Here is a 20,438-nt window from a genome sequence, read left to right as displayed (position 1 = left end):
ACCCGCACCGGAATGGGTAGATTGTCGACAATGCTGACCCGAGCGCGGTGTCCCCAGCGATCAGTCAGGAGTTCCCGCCGATGAGCCAGTACGACGTACCGCGGCTCGCCCGGGAACTCGGGGGACAACTGCGCGGGTCCGTCGGCGCTGACGCGAGGAGCCGGGCGCTCTATGCGGCCGATGGGTCGAACTACCGGGCCGTGCCGGATCTGGTCGTAGTACCGGCTGATCGGGAGGATCTGGCTGCTGCGGTGGCGGTGACTGCGGCAGCGGGTGCCCCGGTGACGTTGCGCGGCGGTGGCACATCGATGGCGGGGAACGCGATCGGCGGGGTCGTCATAGACGCGTCGCGGCACGTGAATCGGATCCTGGCCGTCGACGCGGAGTCGCAGACGGCCGTGGTCGAGCCGGGGGTGATTCTGACCCACCTGCTGGCCGCCGCGAAACCGCACGGGCTGGCGTTCGGTGCGGACCCGTCGTCGGGCAGCCGGGCGACGCTGGGCGGCATGATCGCGAACAATGCCTGCGGCGCCCATTCCGTTGCCTGGGGCACCACCGCGGACAACCTGGTCGACCTCGACCTGGTGCTTGCCGACGGCACCAGGCTCACCGTCGATGCCCCCGGCACCAAAGGACGCGAGTACTACGCCGCCCGGCCCGGCCGCGAAGGGGAGATCCATCGGGCACTGCAGGCGTTCGTGGACCGGCACGAGCTGCTGATCGGCCGGAGATTCGGCCAATTCAGCCGGCAGATCTCCGGGTACGCACTGCACAGGTTGCTGCCTCGGCACGGCTATGACGTGGCGCGGTTGCTGGCCGGGAGCGAAGGAGGCTTCGCGGCGACGCTGCAGGCGACTGTGCGGTTGACCCCGTTGCCTGCGGCAAAGGTGCTTTGCGTACTCGGGTTCGCCGACTCGATCACGTCGGCTGATTGCGTGCCGGTGGTGTTGCGGCACGGTCCGCTAACGATGGAGTCGATCAACAGCGATCTCGTCGAGCGGCTGCCCGCGGAGGTCCGCGAGGCGGCCGTCCATGCGGGGCTGCCGGCCGGACGAGCCTGGCTGCTGGTGGAGCTGGGCGGCAGCGATCAGGCCGCCGCCACGATCGCCGCGGAGAAGATGCTCGAGGAGCTTCGCGATTCGGGTTCGCCGGCGACTGCTTCGCTGGTCACTGATCCTCGCGCGCAGGGAGTGCTCTGGCGCTGCCGTACAGATGCCGCCGGACTCGCGACCCGCCGGGCCGATGGCGCCGAAGCATGGGGTGGCTGGGAGGACGCTGCCGTTCCACCCGAACGACTCGGCGCCTACTTGCGTGGACTCGACGAACTGCTCGCGGGCCACGGGTTGTCCGGCGCGTCGTACGGGCACTTCGGTGAGGGCTGCATGCATATGCGGATCGACTTCGACCTGTTCAGCGCGCGCGGCCTCGCGACGTACCGGGAGTTCGTCGAGCAAGCGACCGACCTCGTCGTCGGGCTGGGTGGATCGGTGTCCGGCGAGCACGGCGACGGGCGCGCGCGGTCGGAGTTGCTCGCCCGGATGTACGGCGCTGACGGCGTGCGGCTGTTCCGCGAGGTGAAGGAGATCTGGGATCCGGCCGGGGTGATGAACCCCGGGATTATCGTCGATCCACCGCCACTGGACGCGAACATCCGGCACGACGGGCCGGCCAAGGACCGCGAACTCCTGACAGTGTTCGCCTATCACGACGACGACCACGACTTCGCCCGGGCGCAGCGGCGCTGTGTCGGGATCGGCAAGTGCAGGCAGACCTCCGGCGGGGTGATGTGCCCCAGCTATCAGGTCACTCGGGAGGAGTTGCACTCGACGCGGGGACGCGCACACCTGCTCTGGGAGATGCTCCAAGGGGACGTCGTCACGGATGGCTGGCGGTCGACCGAGGTACGCGACGCGCTCGATCTCTGCCTGTCCTGCAAGGGCTGCCTCTCCGACTGCCCGGTCAACGTGGACATGGCGACCTACAAGGCCGAATTCACCCACCACCACTACGCGAGAAGGCCGTGGGCCCGACCCCTGTCGCACTGGTCGATGGGCTGGCTACCTCTCTGGGCACGACTGGCCGCCCGCGCTCCGCGTCTCGCCAATCGGTTTGCCGGCCTCGCACTGACCAAGCGCCTCGGCGGAATCGCCCCCGAACGCGAGGTCCCAGAGTTTGCGCAGCAGACCTTCACGGATTGGTTCCTTGCCCGGAGCAAGCATGGTCGGGGTGAGCGCGGGAAAGTGGTGCTCTGGCCGGATACGTTCACCGACCATCTGTCGCCGGAGGTTGGGCGGGCGACCGTCGAGGTGCTGGAGGCGGCGGGGTTCGAGGTGATGCTGCCGGACAAGCGGGTCTGTTGCGGGCTCACCTGGATCTCGACCGGTCAGCTCGGTGTCGCCCAGCGAGTCATGAAGCGCTCTCTCGCGATCCTCGCACCGCACCTGGCAGCCGGTACGCCGATCATCGGCCTCGAGCCGAGCTGCACAGCCGCCTTCCGCCACGACGCCCCCGACCTACTGAGCGACAACCCGCTGGCCCACGCAGCCGCCAAGTCCACCGTCACCCTCGCCGAGTTCCTCACAAAGTCGAACTGGAAACCGCCACAGGTAGGAGGAGAAGCCCTGGTCCAGCCCCACTGCCACCAACACGCCGTCCTAGGCTTCGACGCCGACAAAGCCCTGATGGCAGCCGCCGGCATTGTTGCCACCATCCCCGACGCCGGCTGCTGCGGCCTAGCCGGCAACTTCGGCTTCGAACGCAACCACTACACCGTCTCCATAGCTGTAGGAGAGCGCGCGTTACTACCCGCCGTCCGCGCGGCAAGCGACGACACCACCATCCTCGCCGACGGCTTCAGCTGCCGAACCCAGATCACCCAGGCCACCGACCGCCATCCGATTCACCTTGCCGAGCTCCTGGCAGCAGCCCTCAAGAGGTAACTGGGCTGCTGAGTGCTCGCCGCAAGTCCGCGGCCAGACACCTACGCTTCCCAGGGCCGGAAGCAGTAGAGGACAGAAATTGTCCGGTACTGGTCGTAGCGTCTGGGGATAGGAAGCCGAACGCAGGAGGAAAAGATGACGGTCAACGCGATTCCCGAGGGCTACACGAGTGTCACGCCGTGGATCATCGGCAAGGACACGGCCGGGTTGATGGACTATCTGAGCCGCGCGTTCGGCGCCGAGGAGATCAGTCGGCTGGCGGACGAGAACGGCGTCATTGGGCACGCGGAGATGCGGATCGGGAACGCGATGGTGATGATGTTCGATGCCCGGCCGGACTGGCCGCCGACTCCGTCCTTCCTGCGCCTGTACGTCGAAGACGTGGACGCGGTGCATCGTCAGGCGGTCGAGGCGGGCGGCACGTCGGTCACCGACGTCACGCACCTGTTCTTCGGCGACCGGGTCGGTCGGGTCCGCGATCCCTTCGGCAACCTCTACTGGATCCAGACTAGGATCGAGGACGTCACCGAGGAACAGCTGGTCGAGCGGCTGAGCGACCCGACGTGGACCAAGGCGATGGAATACGTCCAAGGCGCCGACTTCTTCCCGAGCCGCCCGAGCTGAGCCGGGATCCGTGGCTTGAGCGGTCGGCGTGTGATGTCTCAGGACTTCGGTGACGGTTCTGCATCAGGACATCGGTGACACTCGATGTGTCAGGACATCGGTGACGTTTCAGTGGTCTTGCCGTAGGCCGCGGGGCCGGCCGTTGCCGACGTAGGTCACTCCAGGTGCGGGTCTGGTGTGCTCGATGAGGATCTCGCCTTCGAGGTCGGCGACGGTGATCTTGTCGCCGTCGGTGATGACCAGGACCTGCTGGAAGCCGTATGGTCCGCCGACCATGTAGTGGACCCCTGCCAGCCAGAAGGAGCCGGCGCTTGTCAGCTTCTTCACGCGGGTGCCGGCGGGCAGATCGGTTGGTGCCGGTGCAGGGCGTAGGCGTTTGGCGACCTGCTGGACGGACAAGGGCTGCTCGGGCTTGGGGCGAGGAGCCTCGGCTTTCTCGGTGGCCTGCCAGGCGGTCTGGGGTGTGACGCGGCCCGGTAGGCCCTGGTGGGGGCGTTCGGTGTTGTAGATGCGGTCGAACGCATCGACCTGGGCCTGTAGTTCGGCCAGTGTGTCGGCGAGCGGCTGCTTGTCCAGGTAGCGGAACAACGTCTGGTGGAAGCGTTCGTTCTTGCCCTGGGTGGTCGGCTTGTAGGGCTTGCCGGTGATCGCCTCGGTGCCCAGGCTCGAGACGTGCTCGACGAGCTGGCCTGTGAATCCGCGCCGTGAGGGGTTGAGTGCGACGCCGTTGTCGGACAGCAGCCGCTGGGGCACCCCGTGCGCGGCCACTGCCTTGTCGAACACGACGATCGCGGCCTGGGAGTTCTCGCTCGAAGCGACATGGGAGGCAACCGCGTAGCGGGAGTGATCGTCGATGAGCTGGAAGATCACGCACTTGCGCCCACCGGTCAGCACGTACTCGGTGGCGTCGAGTTGCCAGCACGCGTTCGGGGCGGGATACACGAACCGGCGCCACGCCGAGCGTGGCTTCTTCTTCGGCTCAAGACGAGCCACACCAGCCTCGCGGAAGATCCGGGCCAGCGACGCCGTCGATGGCACCGGGGCCAGCCCCATCGCGTGCATCTTGTCGCGCACGCTGATCGGCCCGTGGTCCAGCCCGGACGCCTCCAACGCCGCCCGCACCTGCACCGCCTGCTCCTTGACCTCGTTGGTCAGCTTCGAGGGGCTCGACCTCGGACGCCGGGTCCGGGGCTCGAGCACCTCGGCCGGCCCCTCGACCTGAGCACGTCTGCGCAGCTCGTAGAACGACTTGCGGGAGATGCCGTGCTCGGCACAGAACGTCGAGACCGCACCACGTGGAGCGTCATCTGGCCACTGCGCGATCGCGAGACGGACACGAGGATCGATGGGTTCATTGGCAGCCACCGCCCGAGCCTCGGGGCGGAAGTGTCACCACCAAGAACCCCTTGGAGTGTCACCGATGTCCTGACGCAGAACTGTCACCGATGTCTTGCGACATGACAATTGAGCGTTCGGCGGGATTTGGCGCAATCGAACAGATGTTCTATTGTCAAGGCATGAGCGCGACGCTGATTGATCCTCAGTACGGCGAACACGAGTTCGCCGCGGAGGTGGCTGCGCTGATCGAGTCGGGGCTGATCTCGGTCCCTGAGAATCCTGAGGCGCCGGCTGGTCCGACCCTTGTCGACGAGACGGACTTCTTCGACGACGGGTCCAGTCTGCAGATGTCGCAGGTGGACGCGTTGGAGTGGGAACTGTGGGCGGGGGTCGAGCAGGACGAGGCTGAGCGTCTCCTGCTGGAACTCAAGGCCCCTGCGTGGGTGTTCCTGCCTCCGGGCGGCGAGTTGGCGGCGGCACTGGAACAGGTGCGACCGCAGACCGAGTCACCGATCGCCCTGATCGAACTGATGAAGGCCACCGCGCGGCTGACTGCCTGGAGTGAGGCGATCAGGATGTCGGCGATGGCGTCGTTCTACCGGCAGCGCCAGGCCCAGGCGACCGAGATCCCACGCCCCAGCGAGGTCGACTCCCATGGGCGACCGATCGATCCCGAGCGTTCCTGGGTCGCGGAGATCGCCGCCGCTCTGAAGATCGGGCCCGAGACCGCGAGCGGCCACGTCGATACCGCGTTGCGCCTGACCAGTGTGCTGCGCGCAACCCACACGGCGCTGCGTTGCGGGGCGATCAGCTTGTCCAAGGCGATCGCGATCAACGATGCCACCCGGACCCTGACCGTCGACCAGGCGCGGGCGGTCGAGGCGCACGTTCTCAAGCGGGCGCCGTCGCAGTCGCACGCGAATCTGCGGCGCTCGCTGCGCAAGCAGGTCGCCTACTACGACGCCAAGAACGAATCCGATCGGCATCGCGAAGCCAGGGCTGAGCGTGAGGTCCGGCTCGTTCCATTGCCCGACGGCATGGCCGGCCTGTGGATCGTCCACACCGCCGACAAGGTCCAGCAGATGTGGATCGTCATCCAGGCCATGGCCGACCTCGCCAAGCGCCCTGCCCCTGCCCCTGCTCCTGCTCCTGCTCCTGCTCCTGCTCCTGCTCCTGCTCCTGCTCCTGCCCCTGCCCCTGCCCCTGCCCCTGGTGCCGGTGCCGGTGCGGATGCCGGTACCGCCGCAGACCCGGCGCGCACCGGTGATGCCGACGTCAACCCGGTCGCTCGCACTCCTCGGCGGCGCAGTGCTGGGCAGCGGCGGGCGGATGTGGCTGCGGAGCTGTTCGAGTTCATGCTCTGGAACGGACTGGACTGGCTCGGAAGACGGCTACCTGATCAACACCGACGCCGGCCGCACATCGAGGTCCTCACACCGGCCAGCACCTTGCTGGGGCTCGACGACGAACCGTGCGAGCTGACCGGGTACGGACCGGTCCCGGCCGAGATGGCCCGACGCATCGCCACCGACGGCACCTGGCGACGCATTCTCACCGACCCCACCAACGGGTCGGTCCTGGAAGCATCCACCACCCGCCACGACCCGGGCGCGCTGGTCTCGGAGACGCTCCTTGCGGCCCACCCGGTCTGCGACTGGATCAACTGCAACCGCCCCGCCCGCGAGTGCGACCGCGATCACGGCACCCCGTTCGCTCGGACCGGCACCACCAACCTGGCCGATCTGCGCACGTACTGCGAACTCCACCACATCATCAAAGACACCCCGGTCTGGGGTTGGACAGCCACCAACAACCCCGACGGATCCACCACCCTCACCACCCCCACCGGCCATCGCTACACCACCGTCCCTGCACGACCAGGACCGACCATTCACCACCGGACCCAAACCAACGCGGACCCACCCGGCACCGATCCACCCGGCACCGATCCACCCGACGATGAAGCCCCACCGTTCTGACGCGTTGCGGGTGGGCACTTTCACCTGACGAGCAACCGGAGTGCGGTGAGGACGTAGGCCCGGGTGGCGATCAAGAGTTCGTCGATCGAGACAGACTCGTCGGCTCGATGGGCCTGGCTGGTTACCGAGCCGGGGCCGAGGACGACTACTGGTATGTCGAGGTCGCGGGCAACGAATCCGCCGTCGCAAGCGGCGGTCCATCCGCCCAGCGGTAGGCCGGGACCACCGGCGTCGGCAAGAGCAGCGTCGGTGATCTTCACCAGGTCGGCATCTGCGGCGGTCTCGAAGGCGGGCATCTCCATCGGCATCTCGAGGTCGACCGACAGGCCACGCTCCTCGAGCTTCAACCCCGCCACCCGACTGCGGAGATCGTCGAGCACCGCCGCGGGGGACTCACCCGGAAGCAGCCGTCGATCGGCGACGATGACGCATTCGGCCGGAACGATCGAGCCGCCCGTGCCGCCGTTGATCTGGCCGACGCTCCAGGTGGCCGGGCCGAGCAGGGGATGCGGGGCGGCGGGGAGCTCCGCGTGCAGGCGCTCGATCTCGGCGACCACCGCGGCTGCGCCGTAGATCGCGTTGGCGCCGTCGGCTGGGTTACCCGCGTGGCTCGCACGCCCGTGGATCTCGACCCGCAGGTAGGAGTCACCGCGCGCGCCGATGATGGTCTGCAGGTCCGTCGGCTCGGCGGTGATGCACCCGAGCCACGAGCGAGACGCAGTACGGACGTACGAGCGGATGCCTTTGCCGGTCTCCTCCTCGTCCACGAGTGCGGCGAGTTCGACTGGGCCGCTGAGCTCGGCGCCGCGCAAGGCTGCGAGGGCGACCAGTGCGGCTGCGAGGCCGCCCTTCATGTCGGATGCGCCGCGGCCGTAGATCCGGCAGTCGGCGACCTCCCCACCGAACGGGTCCTTCGTCCAGCCTTCCCCGACCGGTACGACGTCGGTGTGGCCGAGCAGGAGCAGGCCCGGACCGTTGCCGCCAGCAAGGATGATGCTCAGGTTGTCCCGGCCGGGCTCGACCCGGGTCGCGACCACGTCCAGGTCGAGCTCGATCCCGGCGGCACTCAACGCCCCGACCGTCGCCGCCTCGTCACCGGGCGGGTTCTGCCCGGTCGCCTGAAGCAGACTCCGGGTGACTCGGACAAGGAGCTCCTCGTCGATCCGGTCGAGAACCTGCTGTTCCGCGGTCGTGATCGTCATGCAAGGCAGCCTAGTGTCCTGCGCTAGGTGGACTCGGCGAGCACGTTGGTAACACGCCAGGTCGGAGCGGTGACTGTTGTACCCGTTGGCGCCTGCCAGTCCGCACGGTTGCTCGGGAATCGGGTCGCGGCATCGGCGCTGGGCTGGGCTGGGTGGTCGAGCGGACAGCCACCACTCAGCAACCTCGCCAGTACTTCTCTGACCCGGCGTCACCAGGCGGCGGGCCAGGGGTTCGCGCGCGGTTGGTGAGTGCTGGCGGTCCGGGCTACCCCAGCCATCACGCCCGTCCAGGTGTCTGCTCGGCCGCGCACATGTGGTGGTCCGAACACCATCCGGGGACCTCGGACAGGGAATTGTGTGTCCGAGGTCCCCTCTTGGTGTTCGCACCCCCGACACGCGCCGTTGCCACCGCTGGCACCACTCGGCCGGGAGCGTCGTCAACGTCCTGACCGGCTACAACTGGGCGAGATAGCTGCGCCAACTGCCATGGCGAGTGATCTCGTGGTCGGGGTCGGCGCCTTCGGCGGTGCAGACGAAACCGAGGACGCGCTGTCCGTCGGACAGCTCCAGCGGTCCGAGCGCCAACGGTGGCTCGATCGTCGCCGCGAACCCGGCGAACTCGCCGGCCGGCAGACTCCATACCTCCACCTCGATCCCCGGGCCGGTCGCTGGCTCGACTGTGCGGGTGAGTCCGGGCCGAGGACCTTCCAGCAAGTACATCCGGTACTCCGGTGCCGTGCGCGCGCCGAACGCCAACCGCGCGCCACGTCGTACCAGTTCGTGGTTCAGCGGCTGGCCGGACAGGTGCGCACCCGCGACGGCGAGCAGCACCTCGGACGAGCGGGTGGCTTCACCGCACCAGACAGCGGCGAGGTCGATCACCACGTCGTCGTGACCGGCCGGTGCCAGCAGCTGGATCCCGAAGGGGAGCCCGTCGGCCCGAGCAGGACCAGGAAAGGCGACCGCGCAGAGGTCGAGCAGGTTGACCATGTTCGTGAACCGCCCGAGCTGACTGTTCACTCCGATCGGATCCGCCGCCACCTCGGCCAGGGTCGGATGGGTCGACGTGACCGGCAACAACAACGCGTCCAGTTGCGCCCACGAGGATTCGCTCGCCCGGGCGAGCGTGGCCAACCGGTCGAAGCCCGCGAACGCCTCAGCCGCGGTAAGCCCAGCGCCGTTCCGGACGATCGTGCGCACGGTCGGGTCCACCGCCGGGTCGTCGACCATCTTGTCCCCAAAGGCCAGCCATCTCTCGGCGAGCCACGGCCCGGAGTACAGCAGTTCGGCGGCTTCGAGCAGCGGCTGGACGTCCACCTTCACCACCTCGCCCAGCCGATAGGCCTGGTCGAGGGTCTCCTGCCAGGCCTGCTCGTGCAGGGGGTCGAGATCCAGCGGAATGTCCGGTACGCCGATCACCGCCGCGGCGCCCGGCGTACGCGTCGAGCGGCCGCGCGGGAGATCGGAGGCCCGCCGCGACCAGGCATCCTGCGGATCGAAGGTCGCCATCACGTCGAAGGCCTTCCGCGCGGTCCCGACTGTCCGCGCCATCACGGTGACGCAGTCGAGCGAGCGACAGGCGGGCACCACCCCTCGCGCGGACACGAGGCCACGGCTCGGCTTGATCCCCACCAGAGCGTTGAACGCCGCAGGCACCCGACCACTCCCAGCGGTATCCGTCCCGAGCGCGAAGTCCACCGCACCCGTCGCCACCGCGACCGCACTGCCCGAGCTCGAACCACCCGACACATGCAGCTCGGAGAACACCGAATGGCAGGCCCCGTACGGCGAACGCGTGCCGACCAGACCCGTCGCGTACTGGTCCAGGTTGGTCTTCCCGAGCGGCACAGCGCCGGCCTCGATCAGCCGGTCCACCACGAACGCGTTGTGCTCCGCCGGCTGAGAGTTGCGCGGATCGCCGGCCGTGGTCGGTACTCCGGCCAGGTCGATGTTGTCCTTGAGCGCCATCGTCAACCCGTGCAGCGGACCCGCCGCAGGCTCGACCGGATCCACTCGAGTGATCCAGACCGTCATGCTCCCCACCTGGCCCTCTCGGCCTCGAAGGCCGCTCGTCGCTTCGCGCGCAAGGTTGCTATGTCCACGGGTGCTTCCTGCTCGATCCGGTGGATGTCGGCGATCGAGAACGTCGCCGGGCTGACCCGCAGGTCCGCGCGTCCGGCCGCGATCTCGGTCCGCTCGTGCGCGAGCTGTTCCGCACTCACCGGGGTGAATCTGATCAGGTCGAACTGCCGGAGCAACCACGGCTGCTCATCGGTCCGCGAGATCCGCCAGACAGGCACGGTTCGCCCGACCAACTGGTAGCCGCCCGGTCCTTCCATCCCGTACACGCACAGGTAGATCCCGCCGATCCCGACGGCGTTCTGCGGCGTCCAGGTCCGAGCCGGGTTGTACTTCGTCGTCACCAGCCGGTGCCGCGGATCGACGGGTACGGCGACCGGGGCGCCGAGGTAGACGTCGCCGAGTCCCACGACCAGGTACGTCGCAGCCTGGATGATCTCGAAGACCTCGTCCCGGCGGCCGAGGTCGTTGACCCTCCGGATGAACTCCACGTTGTCCGGGCACCAGGGCGCATCGGGCCGGACCGAGGTCGCGTACCGCCGCATCGCCTCGTGCGTCTCCGGATGGTCGAACGCGATCGGCAGCGTCACCTCGCGAGCGGGCAGCACCACCGTCGCCGGATCGGCCAGCCCGGCGGCGAGGAACACCAAACGCTCGGCCAGCTCGACCAGCCCCAGCCGCGACGAGTCCACCGCCACCAACAGCGACCGGACGCCCTCGACGATCTCGGCCACGCCCGCGGGCCGATCGTGGCGCAACGCCTGCGCCAGCAGGTGAATCCAGACCCGCACGGTGAGGTCGAGCTCCGCCGGCCCGGCCTCCACCAGCAGGTGCCGTTCACCCGCACATCTGATCGTGTACGCCGGGGAGGTGGTCCCGGCGCCGCCCTGGTGGAGATCCTTCGGGCGCTCGGAACCGCTCACCCCAGCCCCGACCACGACGGGTTCCTGCCGGAGATCCGCGAACCACGCTCGCCGAGCGCGGATCGCCTCGGCCGCGGCCTCCATCGTCACGGGAACCAGCTCCACGGAGTCGCCCGGCCGCAACTGCCCGAGCATCCACCGATCCGCTTCGATCACCACCGCCGGTACGACGAAGCCGCCGAGCGACGGCCCGTCCTTTCCGACGATCACCGGGGTGTCCCCGGAGAGCATGATCCCGCCGACCGGATAGGCCGAGTCGTGCACGTTCGACGGATGCAGCCCGGCCTCGCCACCATCGGTCCGGGCCCAGTCCGGACTCGGCCCGACCAGCCGTACTCCGGTGCGGTCGGACCGGTGATCCACCAGCCACGAGGTCCCGAAGAACGCCTCGACGCCTTCGTCCGTGAGGTGATCCGGAGCGCCATGCGGGCCGGGAATCACGCGTACCTGCCAGCTGTCCGACAGCGCGGGCAACTCGACCGGCGTTGGACTGAGCAGGTTCTCCCGCCGGCCGAGGGGGAGCAGGTCGCCCGCGGCGAGAGGTCTCCCGTCCTGACCACCGAAGCCGCCGAGAATGAAGGTCGACCGGCTGCCCAGGACCCGCGGTACGTCCAGGCCACCTTCGATCGCCAGGTAGCCGCGCATCCCCGGACCGTCGAGCTGGCCGACGTCCAGGACAACGCCGGCCGGTAGCCGCACCACTCTGCCGGGGCGCAGCGGGCGTCCGCCGATCATTGCCCGCGTGGCCGCACCGCCGACGCAGACCAGCCGGTCCTCGTCGCTGGTCAGTACCGGGCCGGTCAGCACACATTCCAAGCCTGCCGCGCTGTCAGGGTTACCCACGGCCGCGTTGACCAGCGCGAAGCTGAGTTCGTCGGCCGCGCCGGAAGGTGGTACGCCGACATCCCACAGCCCCTGACGGCCGGCCAGGTCCTGAATCGTCGTTTGGGTGCCGGGGGCAACGATGGTGATGGTTTCCACCGTCACCACCAGCCCAGCAGCTGCACGGGGGTCGGGTTCCACCCGTTGCAGGGGTTGTTGAGTTGCGGGCAGTTGCTGATCAGCACCAGGAGATCCCGGCTGGCGGTGATCTCGACGTACCGCCCGGGCGCCGATAGGCCGTCCTCGAAGGAGAGGTCGCCGTCCGGACTGACCGGCACGTTCATGAAGAAGTTGACGTTGTGCGTGAGCTGCCGTTGCCCGATGCCGGCCCGTGCGCCGTAGCGCAGGAAGGTCTGACGGCAGGCGTGCTGGTGCCGGGTGAACTCGCCGTACCGGATCACGTTGCTGTCCTGCGAGCAGGCGCCGCCGACGGTGTCGTGCCGGCCGCAGGTGTCGTCGCTGATCACGGCAAGCTCGTCGAGTCTGCTGGAGAGCAACCGCGATCCGGTGGTCAGGAAGACGGCCTGCTGCTCGCGGATCGTGTCGAACGCCGAGTAGCGGTTGTCCACATCGCTCGCGTCGTAGAACAGCGTGTCGACGGCCTGGTTGCCGTGCAGATCGACGATCCGCAGTCGACCACCGGAAGGCACGGCGAGCAGAGTGCCGTCTCCAGGTTGGATGACGGTGTCGAGCGCGGTGGTCGTTTCCACGATGGTCATACCAGCAACCCCCTGGTCACCTCGAGGGCCCGAACCGCTTCCTCGCGCAGTTCCGACGGATCGCCGACCTCACCAACACCTTCGATCTGTACTGCGACCCCGGCCGGGCTGGACTCGGAGGCGAGCTGATGAGGTGCCGTCGACACGAAGACCACCAGGTCCTGGTCGACCCGGAGCGTGACCGTGTCGCCTGCCGTGGCGTGGTCCGGCACGAAGGTCAGCGAGGCGCGCGAGTCGTCGCTGATCCCGACCTTCGAGAAGAAGTTGATGCAGGCGTGCAGGTCCGCCTCGCCGAAGCCGTGCTTGGCGAGTTCGAGCTGCAGGAGCCGGTCAGGTCCGCGTCCGGCCAGGCAGTCATGCCAGTCGAGAGACGACGCGAGCACGGTCGCCAGCGCAGTACCGCGGTCGGACATCAGCACCATCCCCGCTCGGATGCGTGCGGACATCTGGGACTTCAGGGTGTCGGGAATGTTGAGGCGGTCGAGGCGGTCGGCGCCGATGATGAGGACCGAGGCGTTCGCGCCGTCGTCGAGCGCGGTCAAGGTGAGCGTGCGTCCGGCTTTGACGGAAGCCGACCAGGCGGCTCCGCCGGGGATGTTGTGGCTCATGCTTCCGCCCCGACGGCGACAGTGCCGATGGAGGCGTGGTACCGGCTGTGCTGGGTGCGGTAGGCGATCAGTCCGCCGATCGCGACGATCGCGAGCGTGATCAAGGGGAGGTAGTGCAGGTACCAGCCCTCGCCGGCCGGGTCGTAGACCTCGGCGCGCGGCAAGCCCAGGTTGATAGCCATCGCGAGGCCGTAGGTGACGGCGACGATGTTCACGAACAAGCCCGCGCGGCCGAGGGAGAAGAGCGGGCGGCCGTCCTCGTCGACACCGGCGGTCAGCGGGTTGCCCTTGAAACGCTGGATCAGCAGGGGAGCGGTGACCATCAGGTACGCCAGGTACAGCAGCATGATGCAGACGCTCGCCAGTCCGAGGAACAGCCCAGCGTTGCCGACGTTGACCACCAGGCAGAAGCCGGCGAGCACGCCCGGCACGATCGTGGCAGCCACCGGAGTACCGGTTCGGTCCGACACCTGACGAAGCTTGGCGGAGAACGGCAGGACGTTGTCGCGCGCCATCGAGAAGATCATCCGCGCGGCCGCCGTCTGGATCGCCAGCGTGCAGACACACACCGCGAGCGCGACGTCGAGCAGCAACAGCTTGCCCGTTGTCGTGCCGAGTCGGCTGGTCAGCACGTACGGCAGCCCTTGCCCGGCGAGGTCGCCGTCGGTCAGGGAGGGAGCGGCCATCAGCGCGGCGATGATCAGGAAGGCGCCGCCGATGCCCGACGCGATCACCGCGCGGAGGATCGTCCTCGGCGTGGTGGCGCGCGGCTTGTGCGTCTCCTCGGACAGCTCGCCCGCGCTGTCGAAGCCGACCAGCACGTAGGCCGCCATCAACGCCGAGATCAGCAGCGGTACGACGTACCCGGTGCTGCTGTCGAGGTTGGTCGTGTGCAGAACGACGGACGGGCCGCGCTCCGCGTGACTGGCCAGCAGGATGATGATCAGGACGACGCCGACGAGTTCACAGGTCACTCCCGCGGAGTTCACGATCGCCGTCGTCCGGACGCTGGTCGCGTTGAGCACCGTGGTCGCCACCAGCAGGATGCAGCCGAGTACGACGGCGTTCGCCGCGCCGTCCCTCGACGCGAGCGTGGAGTCGGTGCCGACCAGCTGGAAGCCCGACCACACGGCGGGAAGCACCACCTGCAAGGCGATCGCCGCAGTCGCCAGAGTGATGATCTGCGCGATCACCATCGTCCAGCCCGCGAACCAGCCGACCACGGCGCCACCGAGACGCCGGGCCCACTGGTAGATCGCGCCGGAGAGGGGATAACGCGCGGCGAGCTCGGCGAAGCAGAGGGCCACCGTCAGCTGGCCGACGAGGACGGCGGGCCACGTCCAGAAGAACGCCGTACCGCCGAAACTGAAGCCCAGCCCGAACAGCTGGAAGACGGTGGTGAGGATCGAGACGAACGAGAAGCCGGCGGCGAACGAGGCGTAGCTGCCGACGCGGCGCGAGAGTTGCTGGGGGTAGCCGAAGGTCCGGAGGTCCTCGGCCCCGTCCGATGAGAGTGATCCGTTCGACGGCAGTGTTTCGGTGCTGGCTGACATTCCGGCCTCCGCAGAGAGTCGGCCCGGAATGCGCACGGCAGCCCGGGGCCATCAAGGCCTCCCGGGCTTTTGTCCCGCCGTGGAGCGGCACCACGTGCACGGCGCCGCCTCCCCTCTCGGACCAGGCCTGCCGTCACCGGCAGCGGAACCCTAGGGGCGCCCCACCGTCTCGGTGGGTCTCCAACAGTTCAGGGCGCGGCTGTTTCAGTCGCCCGCGTCCTGTGTAACAAGGACGTTAACGAATCCTCTCACCCTGTCTTTAGTTGCTGCAAGCAACGATCAGCCGAGGAGATCGACGGCTCGCCGCAGCCGGGCGGCGCCCGCGACAAGACCCTGACTTTCACCCGTCGCGACCAGGCGTCCCTCAAGGGGCGTGGGAGATGACGCCCAGGCCGTGGTCGGCGGTGACGACCCTGACGGTGTGGAAGCCGGCCGCCTTCACGGCCTCCGCGACCAACGCAGTGACCCGGTCGCCGCCGGTCGGCCCCTCGGACCCGTACAGGATGAACAGGGGAGCACCCGAGCGCAGAGCTTGCCGGAGTACGGCGAGTTCGGCCTCGGCGTGGCTGATCCAGAAGAGGTTCACGTTGACGCAGAACGCCTTGTCGATGCTGTCCTCGGACAGCTTCAGCTCATCCAGCGCGGTGCGTTGAACGGTGAGACGTCCCGCCTTGACGTGCTGCGGATTCCGCCCCGTCGTCCGATTCACCGCCACCGCCGATCGGTCAGTGGCGAGCAGGTGACCGGTGGTGAGCCGCTCGCAGACCAACTGCGCGGCGGCCCCTGGCCCACAGCCGATCTCGAGGATCTGCTCGCCGGGCTGGGGATCCACCGCTTCAACGGCCCACCGGATCCGATCGGGAACGGTCGGCATCTGCCCTCCTCGGGGAGTACTCAACTCCCCTCAGAGTTCTAGTCCCCTAGAGGCCGTGGCGGAAGCCCTGGCGCCAGGAGGTGTAGGTGGGTTCCCAGTCGAAGGTTGCCTTGGCCAGGGAGTTGTCGGCGCCGCGGATCTTGGTGAAGGCGGAGACGCCGACCTCGCCGACGGCCAGGCGGGCCAGCCAGACGGGGATGTGCCGCGGTGGTTTGGCGCCGAGGATCTTGGCGAACTCCGGCAGCCAGACCGAGGCGGGCGCGGGGTCGTCGTCGGCGATCTGGTAGATCCCGGTGGCGCTGCTCTCGACCGCCTTGACGGTGGCGTCGGCGGCATCGTCGTAGTGGATGAACGACCAGACGCCCGAGCCGTCGCCGACCACCGGCAACTTGCGCTGCTCGATCAGCTTGACGATCTCGCCGCCCTTGCCGATGAAACCGGTCGGACCGTAGAAGCCCGCGTAGCGCAGTACGACGCCTTCGATGCCCTCGGCACCGGTCACGGCCGACTCCAGGTGGCGCAGCCCGGCCATCGTCTTGCTCGTCGCCGGCACCGGGTCGGGATCCATCGGGATCCGCTCGCTCTTGATCTCGGAGCCACCGCGTTCCAGGTTCCAGCCGGCATAGCTCTGGATGACGAACCGACGTACGCCGGCGGCCTGGGAGGCGGCGAGCAGGTTGTCCGTGCCTTCGGTCCGCAGCCGGTTCGTCAGCGCGAAGCTCTCGTCGAACTTCTTGAAGTCGATGCCACCCTTCAACGCGGTCATCTGATGGACGACGACCTCGGGCTGGGCGGCAGCGACCGCGGCCTTCACCGCGCCGGCGTTCAGCCCGTCGGCGAGGACCACCTCAGCACCCAGCGCCCGGAGGCTGTCCGCACTCGACTCGGACCGCACCATCCCGGTGACGTCGTGTCCTGCCGCGATCAGCTTCGGCACCAGCGAACGTCCGAGCCCGCCGGTCGCGCCTGCCACTAGAACCTTCATCTCGTCCTCCATGTCACCTTTAGTCGACCCAGGGGACACGGCGAACGCCGCCAGTGTGACAGTGACCTAGCTCACATCACAGCGAGTGCAGGGTGAACTCCGTCCGACCGAAGGAGACGTTGTACCGGACATCGATCGTCAGGGAGTCGCCGTCCGGGCGGCAGGTGAACGTCGCCACGTACGGGGTTTCCAGGTAGCGGAAGGTGGCTACGAAGGCGCCGTTGTCGGTGGACGCGTTGGTGACCATGCGCTGCGGTGGATCCACCAGGTCGTCGGTCAGTTCGCGCCAGTCGCCGGGAGCGCAGACGACGTCCTGCGTGGTGCCAGGCGGAACCGTGGCGTCGAAGTCGTGGGAGCTGACCTCGAAGGTGAAGGTGCCGGTGCCGTCCGGGTCCAGCCTGACCGCCGTCAGCGACGCGACCTTCGGGTCGAACCGGTAGGTGCGCCCGTCCCCGCTCCAAGCTTGGCCCTCGGGCGCTGCGAGCTCGAGCTTCGCGGGCCGAGCCAGGTCAGCTCCCGATTCCCCCTGAAGAGCCGGGAGAAGGTGCTCCCAGACGACGTCAAGGGTCGCCTGCATGTCGGGTGAGGCGCTAGTAATGATGAGGGCGGCGTCGTGCTCCGGGAAGACCAGGCAGTACTGCCCGAAGGCGCCGTCGCCGCGGTAGGTGTCGTGCCGCGACCGCCAGAACTGGTACCCGTAGCCCTGCTGCCAGTCGGGGTTGTCCTGGTTGTTCGGCACCTGCTTCGAGGTGGCCGCGTCGATCCAGCTCGCCGGCACGAGCTGCTGCCCGTCCCACGACCCTCGCTGCAGCAGGAGCTGCCCGAAGCGCGCCAGCGACTCGGTGTTGAGGCTCAGACCCCAGCCACCCTTGGTGATGCCCTCGCGGGAGATCTCCCAGGTCGCCTCGCTCGCACCAAGCGGCTCGAACAGCCGGGGCCGGAGGTAGTCGAGCAGGGTCTCGCCGGTGATCTTCTGGAGGATGGCGGACAGCAGGTACGTCGCGCCGGTGTTGTAGACGAACACCGTGCCCGGCTCGTGCTCCACCTCGAGGTCGAGGAAGATCCGCACCATCCGGCGGTCCCGCGACAGCGCCTCGACGGTGTCCTGCGAGTGCCCGGTCGTCATCGTGAGCAGATGGCGGATCTCCATCGCGGCCAGGTTGTCGCTGATCTTGTCGGGCAGGTCGTCGGCGTCGAAGAACGACACCACCTTGTCGTCGACCGACAGCTTGCCGTCCTCGACCAGCAGGCCGATGCCCATCGAGGTGAAGGACTTCGACACCGAGAACAGCAGGTGCCGGTCCCGCAACCGGTACGGCGCCCACTCCTCCTCCAGCACGACGTGACCGTGCCGGAGCAGCATCAGGGTCTGGATCTCCTGGTCGGACGCGTCGAGCGCGGCGACGAAGGAGTCGAGGGCGGTGGGGAACAAGTTCTGGGCTTCTGGCGTACTCCGTGGAAGGCTGCTCACCTCATGAACGCTATCCCCTCGAACGGACAAAACTGACGTGAGCCCTCGTGCCGCCGTGATCATGAACCCGATCAAGGTTCCCGACCCGGACGAATTCCGCAAGAAGGTCGACACGGCTCTGACCGAGCGGGGCTACGAAGACGCCCTCTGGCTCGAGACGACCGCGGAGGACCCCGGCTCGGCGATGGCGAAACAGGCGATCGAGGAGACCGTCGACCTGGTCGTGGTGGCCGGCGGCGACGGCACCGTCCGGGTCGCCTGCGCGGAACTGGCCCGGACGAACATCCCGGTCGCGGTGCTGCCCGCCGGCACCGGCAACCTGCTCGCCCGCAACCTGGGCATCACCCTCGATCTCGACGACGCGCTGGCCGAACTGCTCGGCGGCAACGAGCGGCGGATCGACAGCGTCCAGGTGGAAGGTGATGAGCTCGGTGCCGACCGCTTCGTGGTGATGGCCGGGCTCGGTCTGGACGCCGCGATCATCGCCGACGCCCCTGACGAGCTGAAGAAGCGCGTCGGCTGGGCGGCGTACGTGGTGTCGACGGTGAAGAATCTCAACCACCCGTTCGTCCGGGTCGAGATCATCGTGGACGACCGGCCGCCGCTGGTCCGCCGGGCCCGCACGGTGGTGATCGGGAACGTCGGCACCCTGCAGGCGAACATCCCGTTGCTGCCGGACGCCGTGCCCGACGACGGCATGATCGACGCGGTCGTGCTGGCTCCGCGCCGGATCAGCGACTGGCCCCGGCTCGCGCTCAGCCTGGTGATGAAGTCGATGCGGGAGGGCCGAAACATCGAGCGATTCACGGGTAAAAGCATCCAGGTCAAGGCGAGCCGGGCCGTGCGCCGTGAGCTGGACGGTGATCAGATCGAGGACGGCCGGACTCTCAGCGCGCAAGTGGACCCGTCAGCCCTGCTCGTCCGCGTCCCCTGAACCCACGGGCTGAAGGTGGGTGAGCTTGTCCGGGTTCACCACGCCGTGGATCGCCACGACGACACCCTCGGCGACCAGCAATGACCAGACCGCCAGGGTCCGGTCCTCGGAGTCGGACATCCTGAGGGCCGGTTGCCCACCGACGTGCACCGGCTCGATCCGCAGCCCGAGCCGATCGAGTTTTCCGAACGCCCCGATCAGCGTCCGGGCAACCCGGTCGGCGCCGAGGATCGGCCGAGGGAAGGCGTCAGCCTTGCCGCCGCCATCGCCGGTGAACGTCGCATCCGGCGCGAGCAGCTCGAGGAGTCCCTCGAGCTCACCCTCACGGCACGCGGCGAGGAACCGCTCGGCGAGCTCGTCCCGCTCACGCGGCGAAGCGTCGTATCGGGGTCTGCCGTCCGCCAGCTGCCGACGAGCCCGTACTGCGAGTTGCCGGCAGGCCGCCTGGCTCTTCAGCACAACGGCGGCGACCTCCTCGTAGGAGTAGCCGAACACGTCGTGCAGCAAGAACACGGCCCGCTGGTCCGGCGACAGCCTCTCCAGGACAACGAGGAAGGCAGTGGACAGGGAGTCCGACAGAGCCGCCCGGTCGGCGAGATCGACGTACTCGTCGACGGCCGGCTCGGGCAGCCAGGGGCCGACGTAGGTCTCGCGTTGACGTCTGGCCGAGCGGAGCTGGTCGATCGCGAGCCGGGTGGTGACCGTGGTCAGGAAGGCCTTGTCCGACTCGACCTCGGGCTCGCGGTGCAGGCGCAGGTACGCCTCCTGTACGACGTCCTCCGCGTCGCCGAAGCTGCCGAGCATCCGGTACGCGATCGACAGCAGCAGCGGCCTGAGCGCAGTACTGGTCTGTTCCATCACGTCCTCTAGGACGGTCGAGGGCCTGTCCCTGTGACAGTCACGGGGAAGCGCCGTCATTCGTCTCCGACCGTAACCGAACAGTTGGAGGACTGAAGATGAACGTCGCAGCCTGGATCGTCACCGGACTGCTCGTGGTCGTGTTCACGCTGTCCGGCGTGGCCAAGTCGACGATGTCCCGCGACCGCCTGATCGCCACCGGACAGACCGGTATCGCGCCCTTCCCGATGCCGCTCGTCCGCGCGGTCGCACTCTGCGAACTCCTGGCCGTCGTGGGCCTGCTCGCGCCCTGGCTGACGGACACCGCTCGCTTCCTGACGCCGACAGCAGCAGTCGGTCTCGGCATCGTCATGATGGGCGCCGCCACCTCCCACGCCTCCCTGAAGGAGCCGGGGCCGGTGGCGGCGAACGTCCTACTCCTCTCCGCCTGCGCCTTCGTAGCCGCCGAACGCTTCGCCGCCCTCAACTGA

The 20,438-nt window shown here is 68.3% G+C and carries 16 protein-coding genes and 1 riboswitch; of the genes, 5 read left to right on the top strand and 11 right to left on the bottom strand.

The genetic code is table 11. The features are described 5' to 3' along the window. The first annotated feature begins 80 nt into the window (after positions 1-80). Both ACFPJ1_RS19435 and ACFPJ1_RS19430 read left to right on the top strand, forming a co-directional pair. Entirely contained in the window at positions 81-2,939 is a 2,859-nt protein-coding gene (locus ACFPJ1_RS19435) for an FAD-binding and (Fe-S)-binding domain-containing protein (RefSeq protein WP_380105679.1), read from the top strand. A 135-nt stretch (positions 2,940-3,074) separates the two neighbouring features. After that, positions 3,075-3,563, top strand: coding sequence for a VOC family protein (locus tag ACFPJ1_RS19430; protein ID WP_380105678.1), 489 nt, complete (start codon positions 3,075-3,077; stop codon positions 3,561-3,563). Between the two features lie 108 nt (positions 3,564-3,671). On the opposite strand, the gene ACFPJ1_RS19425 is transcribed toward ACFPJ1_RS19430, so the two are convergent. Further along, a complete protein-coding gene (locus tag ACFPJ1_RS19425; RefSeq protein ID WP_465261077.1) occupies positions 3,672-4,928 on the bottom strand; it encodes an integrase core domain-containing protein in 1,257 nt (418 codons plus the stop codon). Positions 4,929-5,080: 152 nt separating this feature from the next. On the opposite strand from ACFPJ1_RS19425, the gene ACFPJ1_RS19420 reads away from it, so the two are divergent. Further along, a complete protein-coding gene (locus ACFPJ1_RS19420) occupies positions 5,081-6,880 on the top strand; it encodes a DUF222 domain-containing protein (RefSeq protein WP_380105677.1) in 1,800 nt (599 codons plus the stop codon). A 20-nt stretch (positions 6,881-6,900) separates the two neighbouring features. Here the strand turns inward: ACFPJ1_RS19420 and ACFPJ1_RS19415 are convergent, their stop codons facing one another. The 9 genes from ACFPJ1_RS19415 to ACFPJ1_RS19375 all read right to left on the bottom strand — a co-directional run bounded on the left by ACFPJ1_RS19415 (position 6,901) and on the right by ACFPJ1_RS19375 (position 18,176). Next, positions 6,901-8,082: a M20 family metallopeptidase gene (locus ACFPJ1_RS19415; protein ID WP_380105676.1), complete on the bottom strand. Its 1,182-nt coding sequence runs from the start codon at positions 8,080-8,082 to the stop codon at positions 6,901-6,903. Between the two features lie 453 nt (positions 8,083-8,535). Then, positions 8,536-10,116, bottom strand: a complete 1,581-nt coding sequence (gene atzF, locus ACFPJ1_RS19410) for an allophanate hydrolase (RefSeq protein ID WP_380105675.1) — start codon at positions 10,114-10,116, stop codon at positions 8,536-8,538. Further along, positions 10,113-12,065 (bottom strand): 5-oxoprolinase/urea amidolyase family protein, encoded by a 1,953-nt coding sequence (locus tag ACFPJ1_RS19405; protein WP_380105673.1) that lies wholly within the window; start codon positions 12,063-12,065, stop codon positions 10,113-10,115. Before ACFPJ1_RS19405 ends, atzF begins: the two co-directional genes overlap by 4 nt. Before the next feature lie 2 nt (positions 12,066-12,067). Further along, positions 12,068-12,685, bottom strand: coding sequence for an urea amidolyase associated protein UAAP2 (locus ACFPJ1_RS19400; RefSeq protein ID WP_380105672.1), 618 nt, complete (start codon positions 12,683-12,685; stop codon positions 12,068-12,070). Beyond that, entirely contained in the window at positions 12,682-13,293 is a 612-nt protein-coding gene (locus ACFPJ1_RS19395) for a DUF1989 domain-containing protein (RefSeq protein ID WP_380105670.1), read from the bottom strand. The genes ACFPJ1_RS19400 and ACFPJ1_RS19395 overlap by 4 nt, the downstream gene beginning before the upstream one ends. Continuing rightward, positions 13,290-14,846 carry an amino acid permease gene (locus ACFPJ1_RS19390; RefSeq protein WP_380105668.1) on the bottom strand — a complete coding sequence of 519 codons (1,557 nt, stop codon included), beginning with the start codon at positions 14,844-14,846 and terminating at the stop codon, positions 13,290-13,292. The genes ACFPJ1_RS19395 and ACFPJ1_RS19390 overlap by 4 nt, the downstream gene beginning before the upstream one ends. A 56-nt stretch (positions 14,847-14,902) precedes the next feature. Then, positions 14,903-15,011, bottom strand: a riboswitch (guanidine-I (ykkC/yxkD leader). Between the two features lie 199 nt (positions 15,012-15,210). Next, positions 15,211-15,720: a class I SAM-dependent methyltransferase gene (locus ACFPJ1_RS19385; RefSeq protein WP_380105667.1), complete on the bottom strand. Its 510-nt coding sequence runs from the start codon at positions 15,718-15,720 to the stop codon at positions 15,211-15,213. Between the two features lie 46 nt (positions 15,721-15,766). Next, the gene (locus ACFPJ1_RS19380; protein WP_380105665.1) at positions 15,767-16,705 is read right to left on the bottom strand and encodes an NAD-dependent epimerase/dehydratase family protein; all 939 of its coding nucleotides are present in this window, start codon (positions 16,703-16,705) and stop codon (positions 15,767-15,769) included. A 76-nt stretch (positions 16,706-16,781) separates the two neighbouring features. Next, complete coding sequence (locus ACFPJ1_RS19375) at positions 16,782-18,176, bottom strand: serine hydrolase domain-containing protein (RefSeq protein ID WP_380105663.1); 1,395 nt, start codon at positions 18,174-18,176, stop codon at positions 16,782-16,784. A 37-nt stretch (positions 18,177-18,213) separates the two neighbouring features. On the opposite strand from ACFPJ1_RS19375, the gene ACFPJ1_RS19370 reads away from it, so the two are divergent. Next, positions 18,214-19,110: a diacylglycerol/lipid kinase family protein gene (locus ACFPJ1_RS19370; RefSeq protein ID WP_380105662.1), complete on the top strand. Its 897-nt coding sequence runs from the start codon at positions 18,214-18,216 to the stop codon at positions 19,108-19,110. Here ACFPJ1_RS19370 and ACFPJ1_RS19365 read toward each other — a convergent pair. After that, positions 19,084-19,968 (bottom strand): RNA polymerase sigma-70 factor, encoded by an 885-nt coding sequence (locus ACFPJ1_RS19365; RefSeq protein WP_380105712.1) that lies wholly within the window; start codon positions 19,966-19,968, stop codon positions 19,084-19,086. The two genes, ACFPJ1_RS19370 and ACFPJ1_RS19365, sit on opposite strands and share 27 nt — an antisense overlap. 98 nt (positions 19,969-20,066) lie before the next feature. On the opposite strand from ACFPJ1_RS19365, the gene ACFPJ1_RS19360 reads away from it, so the two are divergent. Then, the gene (locus tag ACFPJ1_RS19360; protein ID WP_380105661.1) at positions 20,067-20,438 is read left to right on the top strand and encodes a DoxX family protein; all 372 of its coding nucleotides are present in this window, start codon (positions 20,067-20,069) and stop codon (positions 20,436-20,438) included.

The organism is Kribbella qitaiheensis (assembly GCF_042657745.1).
Classification (GTDB): Bacteria; Actinomycetota; Actinomycetes; order Propionibacteriales; family Kribbellaceae; genus Kribbella; species Kribbella qitaiheensis.
This window is presented reverse-complemented; position numbering and strand designations above follow the sequence as displayed.